Source organism: Vibrio sp. 10N.261.51.A4, from assembly GCF_041471945.1.
GTDB classification, from domain to species: domain Bacteria; phylum Pseudomonadota; class Gammaproteobacteria; order Enterobacterales; family Vibrionaceae; genus Vibrio; species Vibrio crassostreae_C.
In genome coordinates this window covers 1-16,808 of the sequence record NZ_JBFRPJ010000060.1, presented here as the reverse complement: position 1 = coordinate 16,808, position 16,808 = coordinate 1, and the positions used below count along the sequence as shown (strand labels likewise).

The 16,808-nt window shown below is 44.5% G+C and carries 18 protein-coding genes; 10 read left to right on the top strand and 8 right to left on the bottom strand.

What is annotated here, in order from left to right:
* Positions 1–352: 352 nt before the first annotated feature.
* The gene (locus AB4384_RS13960; RefSeq protein WP_102321342.1) at positions 353–2,224 is read left to right on the top strand and encodes a methyl-accepting chemotaxis protein; all 1,872 of its coding nucleotides are present in this window, start codon (positions 353–355) and stop codon (positions 2,222–2,224) included.
* A 128-nt stretch (positions 2,225–2,352) separates the two neighbouring features.
* Here AB4384_RS13960 and AB4384_RS13955 read toward each other — a convergent pair whose 3' ends face one another.
* Both AB4384_RS13955 and ppiC read right to left on the bottom strand, forming a co-directional pair.
* Positions 2,353–3,759, bottom strand: a complete 1,407-nt coding sequence (locus AB4384_RS13955; protein ID WP_017062749.1) for an alpha-amylase family glycosyl hydrolase — start codon at positions 3,757–3,759, stop codon at positions 2,353–2,355.
* Positions 3,760–4,050: 291 nt separating this feature from the next.
* On the bottom strand, positions 4,051–4,332 hold the full coding sequence (ppiC, locus tag AB4384_RS13950) for a peptidylprolyl isomerase PpiC (RefSeq protein ID WP_258185064.1): 282 nt from the start codon (positions 4,330–4,332) through the stop codon (positions 4,051–4,053).
* A 281-nt stretch (positions 4,333–4,613) separates the two neighbouring features.
* On the opposite strand from ppiC, the gene AB4384_RS13945 reads away from it, so the two are divergent.
* The gene (locus tag AB4384_RS13945) at positions 4,614–5,528 is read left to right on the top strand and encodes a chemotaxis protein (RefSeq protein WP_017062751.1); all 915 of its coding nucleotides are present in this window, start codon (positions 4,614–4,616) and stop codon (positions 5,526–5,528) included.
* 94 nt (positions 5,529–5,622) lie between these two features.
* Here the strand turns inward: AB4384_RS13945 and AB4384_RS13940 are convergent, their stop codons facing one another.
* The 4 genes from AB4384_RS13940 to hutW all read right to left on the bottom strand — a co-directional run bounded on the left by AB4384_RS13940 (position 5,623) and on the right by hutW (position 8,962).
* The gene (locus AB4384_RS13940) at positions 5,623–6,183 is read right to left on the bottom strand and encodes an ATP:cob(I)alamin adenosyltransferase (RefSeq protein WP_372129687.1); all 561 of its coding nucleotides are present in this window, start codon (positions 6,181–6,183) and stop codon (positions 5,623–5,625) included.
* Positions 6,184–6,296: 113 nt separating this feature from the next.
* The gene (gene hutZ / locus AB4384_RS13935; protein WP_004731858.1) at positions 6,297–6,827 is read right to left on the bottom strand and encodes a heme utilization protein HutZ; all 531 of its coding nucleotides are present in this window, start codon (positions 6,825–6,827) and stop codon (positions 6,297–6,299) included.
* A 155-nt stretch (positions 6,828–6,982) separates the two neighbouring features.
* On the bottom strand, positions 6,983–7,504 hold the full coding sequence (gene hutX / locus AB4384_RS13930) for a heme utilization cystosolic carrier protein HutX (RefSeq protein ID WP_016784265.1): 522 nt from the start codon (positions 7,502–7,504) through the stop codon (positions 6,983–6,985).
* Positions 7,505–7,552: 48 nt separating this feature from the next.
* Positions 7,553–8,962 (bottom strand): heme anaerobic degradation radical SAM methyltransferase ChuW/HutW, encoded by a 1,410-nt coding sequence (hutW, locus tag AB4384_RS13925; RefSeq protein WP_102321340.1) that lies wholly within the window; start codon positions 8,960–8,962, stop codon positions 7,553–7,555.
* A 161-nt stretch (positions 8,963–9,123) separates the two neighbouring features.
* On the opposite strand from hutW, the gene AB4384_RS13920 reads away from it, so the two are divergent.
* From AB4384_RS13920 to AB4384_RS13895, 6 genes are all read left to right on the top strand, one after another.
* Positions 9,124–9,915, top strand: coding sequence for an energy transducer TonB (locus AB4384_RS13920; protein ID WP_102321339.1), 792 nt, complete (start codon positions 9,124–9,126; stop codon positions 9,913–9,915).
* A 2-nt stretch (positions 9,916–9,917) separates the two neighbouring features.
* Positions 9,918–10,619, top strand: coding sequence for a MotA/TolQ/ExbB proton channel family protein (locus AB4384_RS13915; RefSeq protein ID WP_102321338.1), 702 nt, complete (start codon positions 9,918–9,920; stop codon positions 10,617–10,619).
* A complete protein-coding gene (locus AB4384_RS13910) occupies positions 10,616–11,029 on the top strand; it encodes a biopolymer transporter ExbD (RefSeq protein ID WP_102321337.1) in 414 nt (137 codons plus the stop codon). The genes AB4384_RS13915 and AB4384_RS13910 overlap by 4 nt, the downstream gene beginning before the upstream one ends.
* Before the next feature lie 148 nt (positions 11,030–11,177).
* Positions 11,178–12,065 carry a hemin ABC transporter substrate-binding protein gene (locus tag AB4384_RS13905; protein ID WP_102321336.1) on the top strand — a complete coding sequence of 296 codons (888 nt, stop codon included), beginning with the start codon at positions 11,178–11,180 and terminating at the stop codon, positions 12,063–12,065.
* A 103-nt stretch (positions 12,066–12,168) separates the two neighbouring features.
* The gene (locus tag AB4384_RS13900; protein WP_102321335.1) at positions 12,169–13,206 is read left to right on the top strand and encodes an iron ABC transporter permease; all 1,038 of its coding nucleotides are present in this window, start codon (positions 12,169–12,171) and stop codon (positions 13,204–13,206) included.
* Complete coding sequence (locus AB4384_RS13895; RefSeq protein ID WP_050620596.1) at positions 13,206–13,988, top strand: heme ABC transporter ATP-binding protein; 783 nt, start codon at positions 13,206–13,208, stop codon at positions 13,986–13,988. The genes AB4384_RS13900 and AB4384_RS13895 overlap by 1 nt, the downstream gene beginning before the upstream one ends.
* Positions 13,989–14,372: 384 nt before the next feature.
* Here the strand turns inward: AB4384_RS13895 and AB4384_RS13890 are convergent, their stop codons facing one another.
* On the bottom strand, positions 14,373–14,834 hold the full coding sequence (locus tag AB4384_RS13890) for a TetR/AcrR family transcriptional regulator (protein WP_017062760.1): 462 nt from the start codon (positions 14,832–14,834) through the stop codon (positions 14,373–14,375).
* Between the two features lie 530 nt (positions 14,835–15,364).
* Between AB4384_RS13890 and AB4384_RS13885 the strand changes: the two genes are divergently transcribed.
* Positions 15,365–15,664: a YfcZ/YiiS family protein gene (locus tag AB4384_RS13885; RefSeq protein WP_017062761.1), complete on the top strand. Its 300-nt coding sequence runs from the start codon at positions 15,365–15,367 to the stop codon at positions 15,662–15,664.
* A 36-nt stretch (positions 15,665–15,700) separates the two neighbouring features.
* Here the strand turns inward: AB4384_RS13885 and AB4384_RS13880 are convergent, their stop codons facing one another.
* Positions 15,701–15,997 carry a YnjH family protein gene (locus AB4384_RS13880; RefSeq protein WP_017067955.1) on the bottom strand — a complete coding sequence of 99 codons (297 nt, stop codon included), beginning with the start codon at positions 15,995–15,997 and terminating at the stop codon, positions 15,701–15,703.
* A gap of 103 nt (positions 15,998–16,100) precedes the next feature.
* Here AB4384_RS13880 and AB4384_RS13875 point away from each other — a divergent pair, with 103 nt between their 5' ends.
* On the top strand, positions 16,101–16,700 hold the full coding sequence (locus tag AB4384_RS13875) for a hypothetical protein (protein WP_372129686.1): 600 nt from the start codon (positions 16,101–16,103) through the stop codon (positions 16,698–16,700).
* Positions 16,701–16,808 lie beyond the last annotated feature (108 nt).

Genomic DNA, 16,808 nt, shown 5'->3' with positions numbered 1-16,808 from the left:
ACACAGCATTATTTAGAGTTCAATCAATTTATAAGTTCTGTATATCACTTGATTTCATATCATTTATTCAACCCAACTCTTGTTAATAGAAAACTGAACGCATAATCGTCAAATTAATACATTCTTAATCCCTCCTTAAACTCTGTCTAGCCCCATTCCCCAACTCATTGAACCAAATACTAAAAGTAACAAATATGTGATTTAGTGAATTTTGTATTGTTTATGTTGTTGTATTTTTGCAGTCTATTTTGTGAAATTACATTCAAGTAAAACCCAATCTAGTCGATATATATAATTACAAAAACACGATTAACTTTAGTCTTCGCAAAGCCTGTGAGAAGGGGAAAACTCAATGAAATTTAGCCATAAGGTGGTTGCTGCATCATCAGCCTTGCTGCTAGTGACAGTATCATTGCTTTCAATACAACAACTTTACACTGTAAGAAGTGCAGTAGAAAACCACGTCAATGCGAGCCTGAAAGAGATGGTCTCGGGCGTGAAAAATACCGTCGTATCGGAGATGAACGCCAAGAAAGCGTTGGCTCAATCGACGACTGAAGTCATCGAGATCAACCCTGAAGATCGCGCTTACGTTAAAGAAATCTTAGAAAAGCCAAAGCTTAAAAACAGCTTCCTAGCGGTTGGTTTTGGTTATGAAGCAAACGGTTTCGTTATTGAAAATGATGATGGTTGGGATGCCGGTCCAGACTACGACCCACGAATTCGTCCTTGGTACATTGATGCTAAATCCAAAAACAGTTTAGTTGTTACCGCTCCTTATGTGGATGCATCAAGTAAGAAAGTCATCATATCAGTAGGTACTCCAGTTAAAGACAACGGCCGCTTTACTGCGGGTATGTTCTACGACCTAGAATTGACGAACCTTGCTACCTTGGTCAACCAAGTGAACTTGTTTGATGCGGGTTACCTGTTCCTAGTAACAGCCGACGGCACCACGATTGCTCACCCAAATGCGAAAAACAACGGTGAAACGCTATCAAGCTACATGCCACAAGCGACTATTCGTGAAGGCTCTCAAGAAATTGAAGTCGACGGCAAAATGTTCCTAGTTAATTTCACCCACATCCCTAGTGAAGATTGGTATATAGGTGCCATCCTGGATGAAGAGATCGCGTTCCAAACCGTTGAAGAATTGAAGAACAGCTCAATGATCTACTCGTTGATTGCAGTTATTCTCAGCATCATTGCACTGACTGTTCTGATTCGTGTGTTAATGCGTCCACTGGATGCGCTTAACCAAGCCATTCAAGATGTGGCGAGCGGTCAAGGTGATTTAACTAAGCGCCTAGATACCAACACAGACCAAGAGTTCTCTGACCTAGCGAAAGGTTTCAACACCTTTACTGAAAACCTGCAAAATCAGATCATTCAATCGAAAGCGATTGGTGTTGAAATTAAGCGTGGTACTGAAATCACGGTTAAAGGTGCAGGCGAATCAGCGAAAGCGATGAATACCCAACTGGAAGAGCTTGAACAGTTAGCGACTGCAATGAACGAGATGGCGGTTACTGCAACTGAAGTTGCAAACAATGCTCAAGGCGCAGCAGCGGCAGCCCGTGAAGCAGACGAAGCAACGCTAGGCGGCACATCTGTCGTAAGTGACACCACTCAAGCGATTGATAACCTTTCAGCACGTATCGACCAAGCGGTTGCCGAAGTACAAGTACTTGAATCAGCAACAGCCAACATCGAAACAATTCTAAAAGTAATCAACGATATTGCAGACCAAACCAACCTACTGGCATTGAATGCGGCTATTGAAGCGGCGCGTGCTGGTGAATCAGGCCGTGGTTTCGCAGTCGTTGCCGATGAAGTTCGTACTCTGGCACAACGTACTCAAGAATCAACTACGGAAATCCGCAACATGATCGAGCAGCTCCAAGCGGGTGCAAGCTCAGTATCGAACGCGATGAACCAAAGTAAAGACACAGCCACTGACGCCGTTGAACGCGCTCAGCAAGCGAACTCTTCACTTGACCGTATCCGTGACGCGATTCAACGCATCTCAGATATGAACATCCAGATTGCTTCAGCGGCAGAAGAGCAGAGCTTAGTAGCGGAAGAGATCAATAACAACACTGTTAAGATCAAAGACCTTTCAACACAAGTATCAACAGCGGCCCAAGAAGCGAATACCGCAATGCAGCAGCAAACTGACAATGTTCGCCAACAAGACGAGCTATTGAATAAGTTTACGGTTTAACCAAGGTTTGGCTCAGTTGCCGTTTGGCTGAGTCGCCATTTGGTTTAGTTACCGAGCAATAGCTTAAAATAAAAAGCCCCGATTACTGATTGCCAGTAAGCGGGGCTTCTCTTTCTAGTCTATCCAAGTTAACTCGTGACAGGCTTCAATTCATTCGTCGTTAACATCATGCATTGGTTCGATTCCACCTTGATGGTTAAATCCTTACCAACACATTCAAACACATCATCCGACAGTAAATCGGTTACCGCACCAGTCCAATTTAATGAGGCTGTTTTGCTTCGCTTCGACTTGTTGATCACCACAATGCCTTTATCGCCACGGACAAACACCAACAAATCATCATTCGCTTCAACCACACGCATCGCTTCGCCATGAACATGGTTATGGAATTGAATCATGCTTTTCATGTAAGGCGCTTGCCAGTCGTTAAGCCAACGAGGCTGACCGCTCTTGTCCAGAATACCGCTGGTGCTCAGTTCACTGTAAACAAGCGGCACACCGCCGTCTCGACCAAGAATGAAAGCATGAGCCAATCGCTCATCCACTTCATCCATCACATGCTCCAAAAACACCTCGTTATTGGGAATATCATGAGTGACCGCAAACGTGATCGCTCGCATATTCGACAGAGCCTGACCAAAACAGTATGGGTTAATCAAAGACTTAAAGCTGCCCTGCTCTTCAAATGCTTTGAAGATGGTGTTGAACAACGGGAAATCGTAAGCGCCTAAGCGAGTGTGTTTAAGATAAGGCTCAAGGAACAGCTCATACTCTTCTTCTGTCGCGCCGCCATCGGTAATGATCTCACCGAAGATGTGCATTTCTTCGCAGATGTCATCCGTCCACACCTTGCGTAGGTGTGCCAGTGTCATATGCTTTGCCGCATCAATGCGAAATCCTTTCACACCAATCTCTTTCAGTGCTTTTAGGTAGGCTCTTTGTTGTGCCACCACATTATCGTTATCGAGTAGCGTTGGCAGGCCAGGATCGCTGGCGCCACCGGTAATACGCCCGTTTTGCACTTCCCACGTGTCTTTCCAGTTCTTGATACCAAACGCTTCCACGAAGTCGTTCTCATCAAAAAGAGGCTCAGAAAGGTCACCAAACAAACGTATGGATTCATAATAGTCAGCATCTTTTTGATAAGACGCCATGTCTTGCTGATTGGGATACGTTAGATCACCGCGGATACCCGATTCGTTGGCCATGTGGTTAAACACCACATCCACATAAGTACGAAGCCCATGTCGCTTTAACGTGTCGACCATCGCTTTAAAATCTTGTGTGTCACCCAACTGATTATCGATCACACGATAGTCTTGGGGCTGATAGCGTTGCCACCATTGAGTACCAGAATTTCGATCGCAACCTTTAGGGCCGCGCAGCGATTTCATCGCCGGTGATACTAAAACAGATTTATAACCCAACTCTTGGATCAGTGGGGCGTTCTTCATTACGTCAGCGTAGCACCAGTCAAAGGCATGCAATATGACATCTGTCGCTGGTTTGCTTAACATAGCTGAACTCTCCATGTTGTTCTCCTACCAAACTCGTTTACAGCTTTTTAGAAAAGGCAAAGGCTAAAAGGCAAAAAGGCAAAGCTGCAATAAATTTCCTCAAGAATGGCATTTATTATATGAGTTACTCATTAAAAACCCTCCTCCTCCTACCAATTACTCACGGTGGATGGTTGAGGGCGTAGCACCAATTATCGCATAACGTCTGGGATGAACACTCAACCGTAGTGCTTTAAAACGCTCACAAAAGTCACAAAAAAGGAGCGTATATACGCTCCTTTTATTCAATCTAACACATATTTATAACTAAGTTCTGTAAAGAACCTTCACGACGTGCCAGCCAAATTTTGTTTTCACAAGGTGTGGTACAAGCGTCTCGCCAGAGAAACAAACCTTATCAAACTGAGGCACCATTTGACCTTTTTTGAACTCACCTAGGTCGCCGCCCTTTTTACCAGATGGACAGGTTGAATGTTTCTTCGCTAGCGTTTGAAATTTAGCGCCCTTTTTAAGCTGCGTCATGATGTCTTCTGCTAGTTCTTTATGCTTCACCAAAATATGAAGCGCTGCTGCTGTTCTTGCCATGATAATTCTCAGTTTGTTGCTGCCAGTTTACTTACGACGATTACTTAGAACATCGCGAATGAACTGACTGTTGTAAATCTGTTTGCCGCTAACGGCTTATCGACATAAATTCATCGACAGCCAGCGTTTAGCGTGATTTTAACCCAAGAACCGCTATTCTTCACTCTATAACCGAAAACAACTGCCTTAAAGGCCATTAAAAACCGCATCGCGACTTGCTGCGGCTTCCATTTCCCTTTAAATTAATCCTTATAAATTAAGCGCGTATTAAGTAGGAGCCACTTATGGCCAAACCGATCAGTAAAGCGAGTCAGTCACAGGGAATGTTGATGTTCAAGTTGTCCCTCACTCAAAGTTTTGCGATTGGCACGCTTAAGGTCAGAGAAATCGTCCCTTTTCAGCCGATGACTCAGATCCCCTACTCCCATCATCACGTGATTGGTACAGTGACTATCCGCGACCTTACAGTTCCTGTGATTGATATGTCCGCTGCGATTGGCTTCCGTCCGATAACACCCGCTGAATACCAAGATTGTGTACTCATCGTTACTGACTGTTTGAGAACAGTTGTGGCGTTCTTGGTTCGTTCAATTGATAAAATCATTGAATGCGACTGGAAGAGCATTGAATCTCCACCCACCAGTGTGGGTCGCAATGTGTTTGTAACGGGTATTACACGTTTTGAAGACCGTATTGTGCAAATGCTCGATGTGGAACTGCTGCTTTCTAAGATCTACCCAGCTTATGAGAATGCTCATATCCCGATGCTGACCGATGTAGAAAGGGAACGCCTCAAAGCATTGAACATCTTATTAGTGGATGACTCTTTGATTGCACGTAAACAGTTATCTGATGCCTTAGACAGCATCAACATCCCTTACAGCATATGTAACAACGGCTTAGATGCCATCGACCTAATGCGACGCCAAGCCAGCGCTGGCAATGCCATTGATCTTCTGGTGAGTGATATCGAGATGCCGGGATTAGATGGTTATGAGCTTGCATTTGAAGTGCAAAACGACAGCGCTTTAAGTCACGCTTACTGTATTTTGCATACCTCACTGTCCAGTGAGATCTGTGTCGACCGTGCTAATCAGGTGGGGGCGCATGAAGCGCTTGAGAAGTTCAACGCGGGTGAATTAATCGAAGCTATGCTACGCGGCGCAAAAGTCTTAAACGGCGCCTCTACGGCTGCTTAGGCTCTGTTATAGAAGCTAAACCTGGCATAGTGCTCAATGGTTTAGCTTCTTAGTCTCTTCTTTCTTCAAATCTTAATAAGAATAGAGCTAACCGTTAGTCTTTGTTTTCTGGCATAGACTTTTTCGGCATAGAGTAGCTCTTACTCACAAATTCCACTTCCTCGACTTCATTCACATGATTGGTAAAAGAGGCCAATGCATAGAGAGTGTTCGCGACTAGGTTGGCGTATTTAAAAAGAATCGGGTCTGGCGACTTTTTGCTTTCATGATGTTCAATACTCACCAAAGCTCGCACAACTTTCTTAGCCTGACAACGACACAAGTGAAGTTCACTAGACACTCGGTGTCCACCGGGTAAGACAAAGCCTTTACCCCCCCCTTCTAACTGCTCACGGATACGATGATAATCTTGCTTGAGCTCGACCAATTCAGACTCGGTGATGGCAAGCTTACCGCGCACAGAGCCATTCAAATGGTAGATGTTTGGCTGCAAGCGTTGCAGGATCTCACGAACCTGAGGCTCTAGCTCTAAAGACAACACCAATCCAACTCGGCAACAAAGTTCATCCGACAAAATCTCAAAATCACAGATAGGACTGTCTTCATAGATAAACGGATAACAAAACTCGTCCCAATCTCGACTTACTGGTTTCACGTACCGATCCTTACACATAAATAGTCATCAAACGTCAATATACCAAACTCTTTGATTTAGACATAAAAAAGCCCTCACATTGGAGGGCTCCTGAAGAAATCGGTTAAACGAGATTACTCGTTAGATACTTTTTTGTGGCCTTCTTGTAGGTGAACGAAGTCCACCAGATCGTCGCCTGACACTTGGTATGCTTGACCAAAGCCTTTAACGAACAGGCCGTTCTCAGCTTTAAGGTTAAACAGAGAGAAGTCTTGAAGTTGGCTCAAACCATCAATGATTTCACCAAAACGCTCTTGCATCTGGCCAATCACTTGAGTCCAAAGTTCCGTTTCACGCTCCACAACACTTGCTTGAGCATCAAACGTTAAACGCTTACGTGCGTAAAGCTGCTTCGAGCTCTCTTCGTCTTCAATCATCATCAAAGATACCTGAGGGTTCGCTTTCAAGTTACGAGCATGACGAGCAATATCAGAAATTAGAACAAAGTAACCTTCTTGGTTCTGAACGAAAGGTGCGTAACTTACGTTCGGGCGACCTTCTTCATCAACCGTTGCAAGTTGAAGGGTACGGCGCTCTTGGCGAAACTCTTTAATTTCTGGACCTAGGCGACCTTGTAGACGTTCTTGTTTTACTTGCTGTTCCATGGGTAATTCCTTTCTTCACTTTCTCTGATTTATTATTTTTGCCCAAGGTTGAGCGATCATTAGCGAACTAAACGATCCTCGAGCATTGATGTCTTGTTTAAGCCAGTTGGCAACCCTATGTAAGATTGCTGCTGATTATTTACTGTAAATTGAACTTAAGCTTGTTCTTTTAGCGCTTTGAAGCGTTCTACTTGGTCGGCAATAAGCTCACGCTTTTCGTTGCGGCCTAGGTAAATCTTAAAAATGTTCTCACCGGTTTCACTGAAGAAGCCGAAGTAATGACTTTCACGACCCATGAACGCCTTGCTCACCAAACCGATATGTTTAACGTTATCAAGTTTAAGGTGACCATGAAGCTCGCCCTCTTTGCCCATTAGGTTGTAGTAACCACGCGCTACCTTACCTTTCGGGAATGGCGCTTTAACTTCAAAGATAGAACCAAATGAATGCACGATAGTGGTCACAGGGCCCCAACCCACTAAACCTTCTAGAATCTCTTGAGCACGGCTGCCATCTAGCATTACCGCCATGTCGTTTGGAAAAGCAGCAACCACTTCAACCTCTGAAACACCTAGCTTCTCAGCAATTGCTGTTGGCAGTAGTTTTGGCTCTTCTTCTAAAATTAGAGCTACGCGTTGTTCTAGAGTTTCTGTCATTTCTAATGTTGTATCTGTCATTGAATATGTTCCGTATAAACGAGTAAGTTATAAACTAAAAATTCGATATTAAGCGTGCTTCAAACTTGCATGCGGGTGTACGCCCGAACCTGACGCTTTAGGCGCTGGGTGCATAGCTTGGTATTCAGCGTTAAGCACTTGAATCACACTCTGCGCTAGGCTTACCGCCCAAAAGCTGCCAGCAATAGTCAGGCTCAGATAATCTTCCGAAAGCTCAACTAAACCGTTCTTTTCCCAATGCGCGAACAAAGGCTTGAGGTAGTCGAACGTATCTTGCCCCATAAATCTCGGTAGCGTACTTCTTCTAACAACACCAGAATCGAAACCTGCCTTTAATGTTGAGAAGATAGGCTCTAATGAGCTTTGCTTAGTCATCATGGCAATAGGTAATTGACCTTGCTTTATAGACTCCATGTAGCTGTCTAAAGTTCGATGCTGCATCACACCATGACCGCCGATGTTGCCACCAGCGCCACAACCAATGGGTAGAACTTCGGCATAATTTTTCGCTAAGCTGTTGTAAATGCTGCGTTCGCGGTTATCACGAGTCCAGTGGTTTACGCTCAGTTGCTTGACCTTATTTTTTGCCATGAACTCCACACCCGCCAAATACATGCTCGCCTTATCTGGCGTATTCGCAGGCGGTGGGATTTTTCCTTTCTCAACAAGATTAAGCATAGGTGCATTGCCCGCAACAATCAGTTGGTAGAGGTCAATGCCGTGTGCGCCAGTAGACATGTAGTCTTCTAAATCTTGTTGGAACACTTCCATAGATTGGTGTGGTAATCCGTATAACAGATCAAGAACGATTGGCGCTTGCTCGGTGCGGCTTAGTGAACTGATACGTTCTAGCACAACCTCTCGGTCATCTAGGCGCTTAGCACTACGTCGAACCTGAGTATTGAAACTTTGAATACCGAACGAGAAACGATTGAAGCCACCTTCAAGCGCACGATCAAACATCTCGTCACCAAATCGATTGATGCGCCCTTCCAATGTCATCTCAACATCGTTTGCTAGTGGGAAATATTGACGAATCGCTTTACCCAGCTGCTCAACTTGTTGAGACGACAAATCGGTGGGAGTTCCGCCACCAATATAGACGGCGTGAAATAGTCCAGACTGAGCCCAAGGTGTTTTGGCTTTCTGCTTTAGCTCGACCATCAGTGCATCGAAATACTCATCCACTAATTTACGGCTTGCGGCATTTTGGAAGAAATTGCAGAACGTACAACGCACACGACAGAAAGGAATGTGGATATACAAGCAACGCGTATCCTGTTTTTTCCCTTCACTCAGCATCAGTTCGTCAAAGAGTTCTAACTTCTTACTGGGGTCGACCGGAATTGAACTTCCTCCGGCGTGTGCAGAATGCTTTTTCGCAAACGCAAAACGAAGCGGATCAGGGCTAGAAACGCCCAAGATTGATTCGTCAAATTTATAAATATTAAGACTCATATAATCTCTCTAAACACTTACATAGCAAAGTCTGGAAGACTATTCGCTAAAAACTGAGAGAATCATAAATACACGCAAATGATAATGCAATTGATAATTGATCTTATTTAGATTCTAAGCAATAATCCGATACAGAATTTTGATTTGGTAAAGGATTGATTGTGAACGTTCCTAGATATGTTATTGCAGGCGGTGCATCGTTAGTGATTCATGCCGCGTTGTTGTTTGTCGCTCAAGAATCCAAAGTATTTGCGATGCCTGCAGGTAGCCAATCGAACACGGTATCGATCAACTTCACTCCTAAGAGCGTTCCTTCACAAGCTCAGCAAAAAACAATCACAGAGCCAGTTAAACCTGAGCCAATAAAAGAAACCGTCTCACAAGCCGAACCAAAAACGGTTGAGCCAAAGCAAACTAAGCCAACCCCAAAGAAAAAAGCGATCACCAATAAACCTCAACCAAAGAAAGTTGAGAAAAAAGTGATTGAAAAGAAGGTTGTCGAGAAAAAGCCTGTTCAAAAGAAACCAGTGACTGAGAAAAAGGTGGTGAAGAAAGAACGCCCAGAGCCAGCCACTCAACCAGAGAAACTGGCCGACAAGAAAGTCGATAAGAATATGGACGAATCTGCCAACCAGTCTCAGGAAGTAAACCAAGGCGTATCAAACCAAGAGCCGGTTTTAGTCACTAAGCCTTCGTTCTCTGCGCGTCCTACCCCACCGAATTACCCTCGCCAAGCAAGACGTCGTGGCGTTGAAGGTGTCGCGACTTATGAGATCTGGCTAGACGCTGAAGGCAAACAAATTAAACAAGCATTAGTAAATTCATCAGGCGCGCTAATGCTCGATAACGCCGCATTAGATGCCATTAAACAATGGAAATTCTCACCTCACACTGTCAATGGTCGAGCGATTGCTCACCGAGTACAAATACCTGTTCGTTTTAGGTTGGATTAATCATGCAACAAATCAGTTACTTACAAGATCAACTTGGCTTAATGACTTGGCCTCTTCTTATCTGCTCAGCATTAACAGCAATGATCATCGCTGAACGTGTCTTCCAAGTCATGTTCAGCATTGGTGTGGGCAAACGTGCTATTCGTCGTGAGCTTAACCAAATTTCACCAACCAACAGTAAAGAGATTGAAGCGCTTGCTCAGTCGATTTCAGGTAAACGCCCGCTACTGTACAAGGGCGTGTCAATGTTGCTTGCTCACCACTCTTTCTCAAAAGGGCTACGTGAAGATGCTGCTGGAATCTGGCTACAAGAAAAACGCCACCAGCTTCATGCCGGTTTAAGACTGCTTGGTTTGATCGGCGTGATCAGCCCACTCATCGGCTTGCTTGGTACGGTACTTGGTCTTATTGAGATGTTTAAAGGCGTTGCCGCGACAACAGGCAGCATCACGCCTAATGATTTGGCAGATGGTCTTGGATTAGCAATGCGAACCACAGCAGCAGGTTTAATGATTGCGCTTCCAGCTATTTCTGGTGCTCAGCTACTCGGGCTATGGGCCGATCGAGTGCTAGCTCAATTGGAGCATACATTGAACTATGTGAATGTGTGGTTAGAAGGCATGTCGATTCAAACCAATCAGTCAGATGATACTCAAGGTAAGCCTGTCAACAAAACCTCTATCGGTGATGTGAGCCAAGCATGATTAAAACGCCCCACTCATCTCACACACAGAGCCTAGCGCCGGACTTAACACCGCTGCTCGACATCATTTTTATCGTGATGGTTTTTCTATTGCTTACGGCATCGGTAAAGCTGGAATCGCTAGAAGTTGAGCTGCCAAGCTCGGATGTTAAAAACGCTTCTGAAGTCCACAAGGATTCAATTAGCGTCAATATTTTAGACCGCGAACCCTACTGGGCAATTAACGGCCAAGAATACATCGACTGGGAAAACTTCAAGATTGCGCTGTTAGAAGAGACTGGTTCAACGGATAAAAAACCGATCATCATTGGCGCAGATAAAGCCGCTAACGTGGAGAACCTAGTGAAGTTGCTTTCATTCCTTCAAGAAAACGGAATACCAGCGACTCAATTGCTCACGGACGATGGCTAGAGCGACACTCAATTTTCACGAGGTTTGGCTTCTGGTTGATAAAACTAAACAAGCAGACTAAGCCTCTCTATCGATTCGAACTCACAATGCGAACGGACTGCTCACTGAGTATCTTCGCGATACAAAAAGAAAATATAAAGAACTTATTATGAACAACTTAAACGTGCTCAATAAATTAAAGACCAAGACACCTCTTCTTTCATTAGCTGCAATCAGCCTGGCACTTAGCGCACCCGCAATGGCCAACGACGCTGAACAACCTCGAATCATCAGTGCTGGTAGTGCCGTTACTGAATTGGTTTTGGCATTAGGTGCCGAAGAGCAGTTAGTCGCGATTGATGTGACCAGCCACTTCCCTCAAGGAGAAAACCTGCCAAAGATTGGTTATCACCGAAACCTGTCTGCGGAAGGCTTACTTGCCCTAGAACCGACCACGTTGATTGGCTCAGATGAAATGGGACCAGACAACGCGATTTCTCAATTAAAATCGGCAGGCGTCGATGTAGAGATCGTCAACACCGAAGCAAACGTGGAAGGGCTGTTAAAGCGTATTGACCAAATCGCCAAGATTACCCATACCGAAGCGCACTCGCAGCAAGTTAAAGCTGAAGTAAATCAGAAGATTGCAGCACTGAAAGCGAACCAGGTACCAAGTAACGAAGCGAAGAAAGTACTTTTCCTGTTGCTGCACGAAGGTCGCCCTGCGAACGTTGCTGGCGGTGAAACTTCGCCAAACGCAATCATCGAGTTAGCTGGCGGTATCAACCCTGCAGCTCAAAGCCTAACGTCTTACAAGCCACTGTCGATGGAATCACTGGTAGAAATGCAGCCAGATGTGATTTTAGTCAGTGGTCGTAGCTACCAAAAAATGGGCGGTGCTGATGCCATCCTGAAATCGCTACCTATGTTAGCGGCAACGCCTGCAGGTATGAACAAGCAAATCATTACCGTAAATGGCAGTGCTTTGGTTGGCGGGCTTGGCCTAGAAAGCCTCTCTGAAGCAAAGCGTCTAAACGCACTTATCTACCCGCTATAACTCAACCACCCTATTTCTGCTATCGCTAATTCGCTTCCCTCACCAACTGACTCACGCTGTTGTTGAAGGAGGTCGAAGTTAGCGATAGATATTGAGGCCCTTTATGTTGTTACGCTCCGTCCCACTGAAAACGTCGATGTTAGCTCTAGGTGCAACCCTAGCTTTTGTCGCGCTGTACTCGATCACTGTTGGGCCAATGAACATTAGCTTAGCGGACAGCGCCACAAGCTTAATTAAACCAAACAATGACTTAGCACCTCACATCAACTTAGTGATTCAAGAGATCCGCTTACCTAGAACCATCTTGTGCATGCTGATTGGTGCGATCCTCGCCTTGTGTGGTGCAGTGATGCAGGGTTTGTTTCGAAACCCACTTGCAGAACCTGGCATCATAGGTGTGTCTGCGGGCGCAGCATTAGGTGCTGCACTGGCTATCGTTTTGTTCTCTGAGCTATCGCTTCGATACCCTGCTTTCATGAACTTTGCTGCGGTTCCTGTGTTCGCTTTTCTTGGCGGCGCTTTAACCACGCTGCTGGTGTATAAGCTGGGTACAGGTAAATTCGGCACCTCTGTCACCATCATGTTGTTGGCGGGTGTGGCGATCAGTGCGCTCTCTGGCGCAGGTATTGGCTTCTTGAATTTCATTGCTGATGACCAAATGCTGCGCGATCTTTCATTGTGGTCGATGGGTTCATTGGCGGGCGCTAAGTGGTCAGGAATTTTGCTGGCAGCTGTCACGCTCGTTGGCTTGTTTGTTGTTTTCTACCGCCAAGCGATGTCTCTAAATGCTCTATTACTGGGCGAGTCAGAAGCGCAACACCTTGGTATCCCAGTTCAAAAGCTGAAACGAAAGCTGATTCTACTGACGGCTGCGGGCGTTGGTATCACAGTTAGCCTGTCTGGCATGATTGGTTTTATTGGATTGGTTATCCCACATTTAGGTCGCATGTTGGCAGGCCCTGACCACCGAGTTCTGTTGCCACTATCAGCGGTACTAGGCGCACTGCTGCTAACCGCCGCAGACATGTTCTCACGTGTGGTACTTGCTCCGGCTGAACTTCCTGTTGGTATTGTCACTGCGATTATCGGCGCCCCATTCTTCTTATATCTACTATTTCAACAGAAAGGGAGAATCCTTTAATGTTTCCTTCAGCTTTAAAAGCGACCGATATCGAAGTGAAGTTCGGCAGTAAAGTGATATTAGATGGCGTTTCTATTGAGATTGAAGCGGGAAAGGTAACCACACTGCTTGGGCCAAATGGCGCAGGTAAAAGCACGCTGCTTAAAGCTTTATGCCAAGAGATATCAAGCAACGGCGATATTCAATACTTTGGACACAGCAAAGACAAGTGGCCTTCTCACAAGTTAGCTAAGCACCTTGCTATGCTTCCTCAACACAGCACCTTGACCTTCCCATTCTTGGCACATGAAGTTGTCGAGCTTGGTGGGATTCCTCTGCAAGAATCCAACAAAAAACTAACTAGCATTGCTAGCCAAAAAATGGATGTTGCTGATGTGACTCACCTGAGTGAAAGGCTTTACCCTTCACTATCAGGCGGTGAAAAGCAGCGAGTGCACTTGGCTCGAGTATTAACTCAGCTTCACCACTCTGGTGACCAATGTATTTTGATGCTTGATGAACCAACCTCTGCACTGGATCTTGCCCACCAGCACAACACCTTAAAGATTGCGAGAGAATTAGCCGATAACCACAATGCCGCGGTTATCGTGGTTTTGCATGATCTCAACTTAGCCGCGCAGTATTCCGATCGATTGGTGGTATTGAAAGATGGCAATTTGGTGTGTGATGGCAAGCCTTGGGATGCACTGAAACCTTCGATGATAGAAGATGTGTATGGTTACAAAAGTATCGTAGAAAAACACCCAACCATGAGCTTCCCTCAGGTTCACCCCGCACAATAAGTCCGATTAAGGAGCGACTCGTTTTGAGTATTCGTTCTTGATAACAATGACGTAATCCTAAGCCTCGATTTGTTCGGGGCTTTTTATTGGCTCACAGCCACTCTCTCGGCTTAAACTCAATTTTATTAACAACCACAACAGCAAGCACCAAAACGACTCACCTTGAGCATTTGAGGCTCTAGAAATGAACTCTACTTGTTAGGGTTACTTAGCTTTTAACACTGAAGAGAAAAACAAGCCGCGGGCGTAAGCATATAAAAAGAAAAGAAATAACATCATTCAGCAAACAGCAACATCGGTGTGGGGTTGAGAGAAAAACGCACAAGAAGTGAAACGGCAGGCACAAAAAAAGCCCCCGCAGGAGCTTCTTTTATTGAGTGCTGATTATTGGCTCATACGAATCAATGATTTACCAATCAACCACTCTAGTTCTTTACCGCTAGTATCGCCAAACTGAGTTTCAGTCAGCTTGTATAGACGATCAATACCGTTTGCAGCGAACTCATGCGCGCTCTCAGCAGTAACGATATGATGGAAAAGTAAACGTAAGATTGCTAGGAACTCAGCGTCTTCAAGTGCTGCAACCCAGCTAGCTGAAAATGCGTCAAGGCCATTTTCGAAGTCAATGTGTTCCACGAACATCTTGAAAATACGACCGTCTAGAGCAGCAGTAAAATCCGTTTTCTTTGGAAAGTGATGACTTATACCTGTACGAGAAACACCCGTTTGTTGACTCAACGTCGTGTATGACATCTTGTCGTAACCCAATCTTAGTAGCTGGTCTACAACGGCATCCATGATTTTCTGGATCGTGATTTCTGTATCTTCTTTACTACGCTTTGGCATATTCAGGCTCTTCTCTTTGTAAATCCATCTAACTCAATCAAATGAAGTCAGAATGAAAATCGTTATCAGCATTATGTGAGCAAGGTATTTTTTCGCAAGTATTTATAACTAAATTCACACAAATACTATGTACGAACAATTTTACAGTGATGCCTCTTTGGACACTTTGTCTAATTATTCTTCGAAAATCACCTTACAATCCTAAGTCGATAAGTTTAAATAACTACTTAGAATATGAAATACCCAACGAAAAATTCATTGTATAAATACCTATCAAGCGATAGATAGTCTTATAAAATCATTTCTGGCGCAACTAAGTGAATGATATTCTGACATATTAATAACATTCCTCTTCAACAAAACGTGAGGTAAATCACATACATATTTGGCGGCGCGAATATAGATATTCATCAAACACCTTAACAAACAACATAGCATACCAGTATAAATTAGTTCAAAGGTTTTAATTTTTGTAGATACAGTTCAAATTGCTCGTTAGAATAACCTCAGACTTTGTAAGAGGATTATTTATGAGCCAAGATATTGGTAACAACGATGTATGTGAGGCTTGCGGCTGTGCAGGCGAAATCGGGTTCATCATTAAAGAAGGCGACGATGTTGCTGAAGTAACGGTTTACGGAAACTCAAAAGCACTGATTGAAGCTGAGTTTGCTAAGTATGTTGAACTTGCTAAACAAGTGTCTAGCAACGTTGAGTTCGAAGCATCAGAGATGACTGAAGAAAGCACAGAGTTGCACGCTCGCTTTAAATTTGAAGTTAGCGCCGAGAAGATTATTTTTGAACTTAAGACTCGCTCTCTAGCGCGTTAATATAAGCATTTATATGCTTATTAAAAGACGAGTGAATTACTCGTCTTTTTTTAATTGAACCCAAGCCAGTGACCCATTTTGCTCAAAATCGTTTTCTGCAGCGCACTGAATCACTACGCCCCCCACCTCTAACACTGCCCCAATGCTATAAGCCTTGTCATCGTAATAACAAACTCGTTGCTGTTGGCCGCCTTGTGTCACCACCACCGCAGCTTTACCGGGCGTTGAAATTACTTTGTTGGCACTCGCAGACATTGAGCCAAACACTGAAGCGGCTATCAGAAAGACCTTAATAATTCGTATATTTACTCTAATCATTAATTTACCTATCATCTTTGCTCCATTCCTCGTTAATCTACCGCCAAATGGGTAAAACACTATGCGAGATTAATTTTTCCATTATAGTGTAAGCGTCTATCGTAATAAGAAGCCTGTTATGCTCAGAATAATTGCACTTATTATTGGTTCCTTAACCATAACAAATGTCAGTGCTGAACCACTCGATCACTATCAAATATTGAACCATCTCGATAATTACGGAAACTTATATCTACGAAATAAGCCTTATACATCACTTCCAACTGGCTTGGTGGTAGATGGTAATCTCAATATAGAGAATACTGCGATAACACGCCTACCCAAAGGGTTAGAAGTGAACGGCAGCCTTAAAGGCTCTAACAGCCAACTCGCTCGAGTCCCGAGCGGGGTTAAGATAAAAGGTTACGTCAACTTGATTGGTAGCCAAATCACCAGCTGGCCAAGAGGTGTAAGAGTGGGCGGCTTTATCAACCTCACCGACACTCCACTGGAAAGGCTACCGAATGGCTTTAGAGTAAAAGGCGATCTGAGCGTGATCCGCACTCCTTTAACCGAGTTACCCAACGGGATCGTGATTGACGGCGACCTTTATATAGGCGGTTCTGGGATTACAACATTCCCCGAGACCATGACAGTCAAAGGCAACATCTATCTGGGCGGTAACACTGTAACCACATGGCCAACCAATCTAGAGCTCGGTGGCGTAGTCGCTCGCTAATTCAAGCTATTGCTCTAATGCTCTAATACGTTAATGCTCGATCGCAGCAACAAATGGTGATTCAGAAACAAAAAAGGAGCCCAAGGCTCTAATGCCGTTCACTTAAGA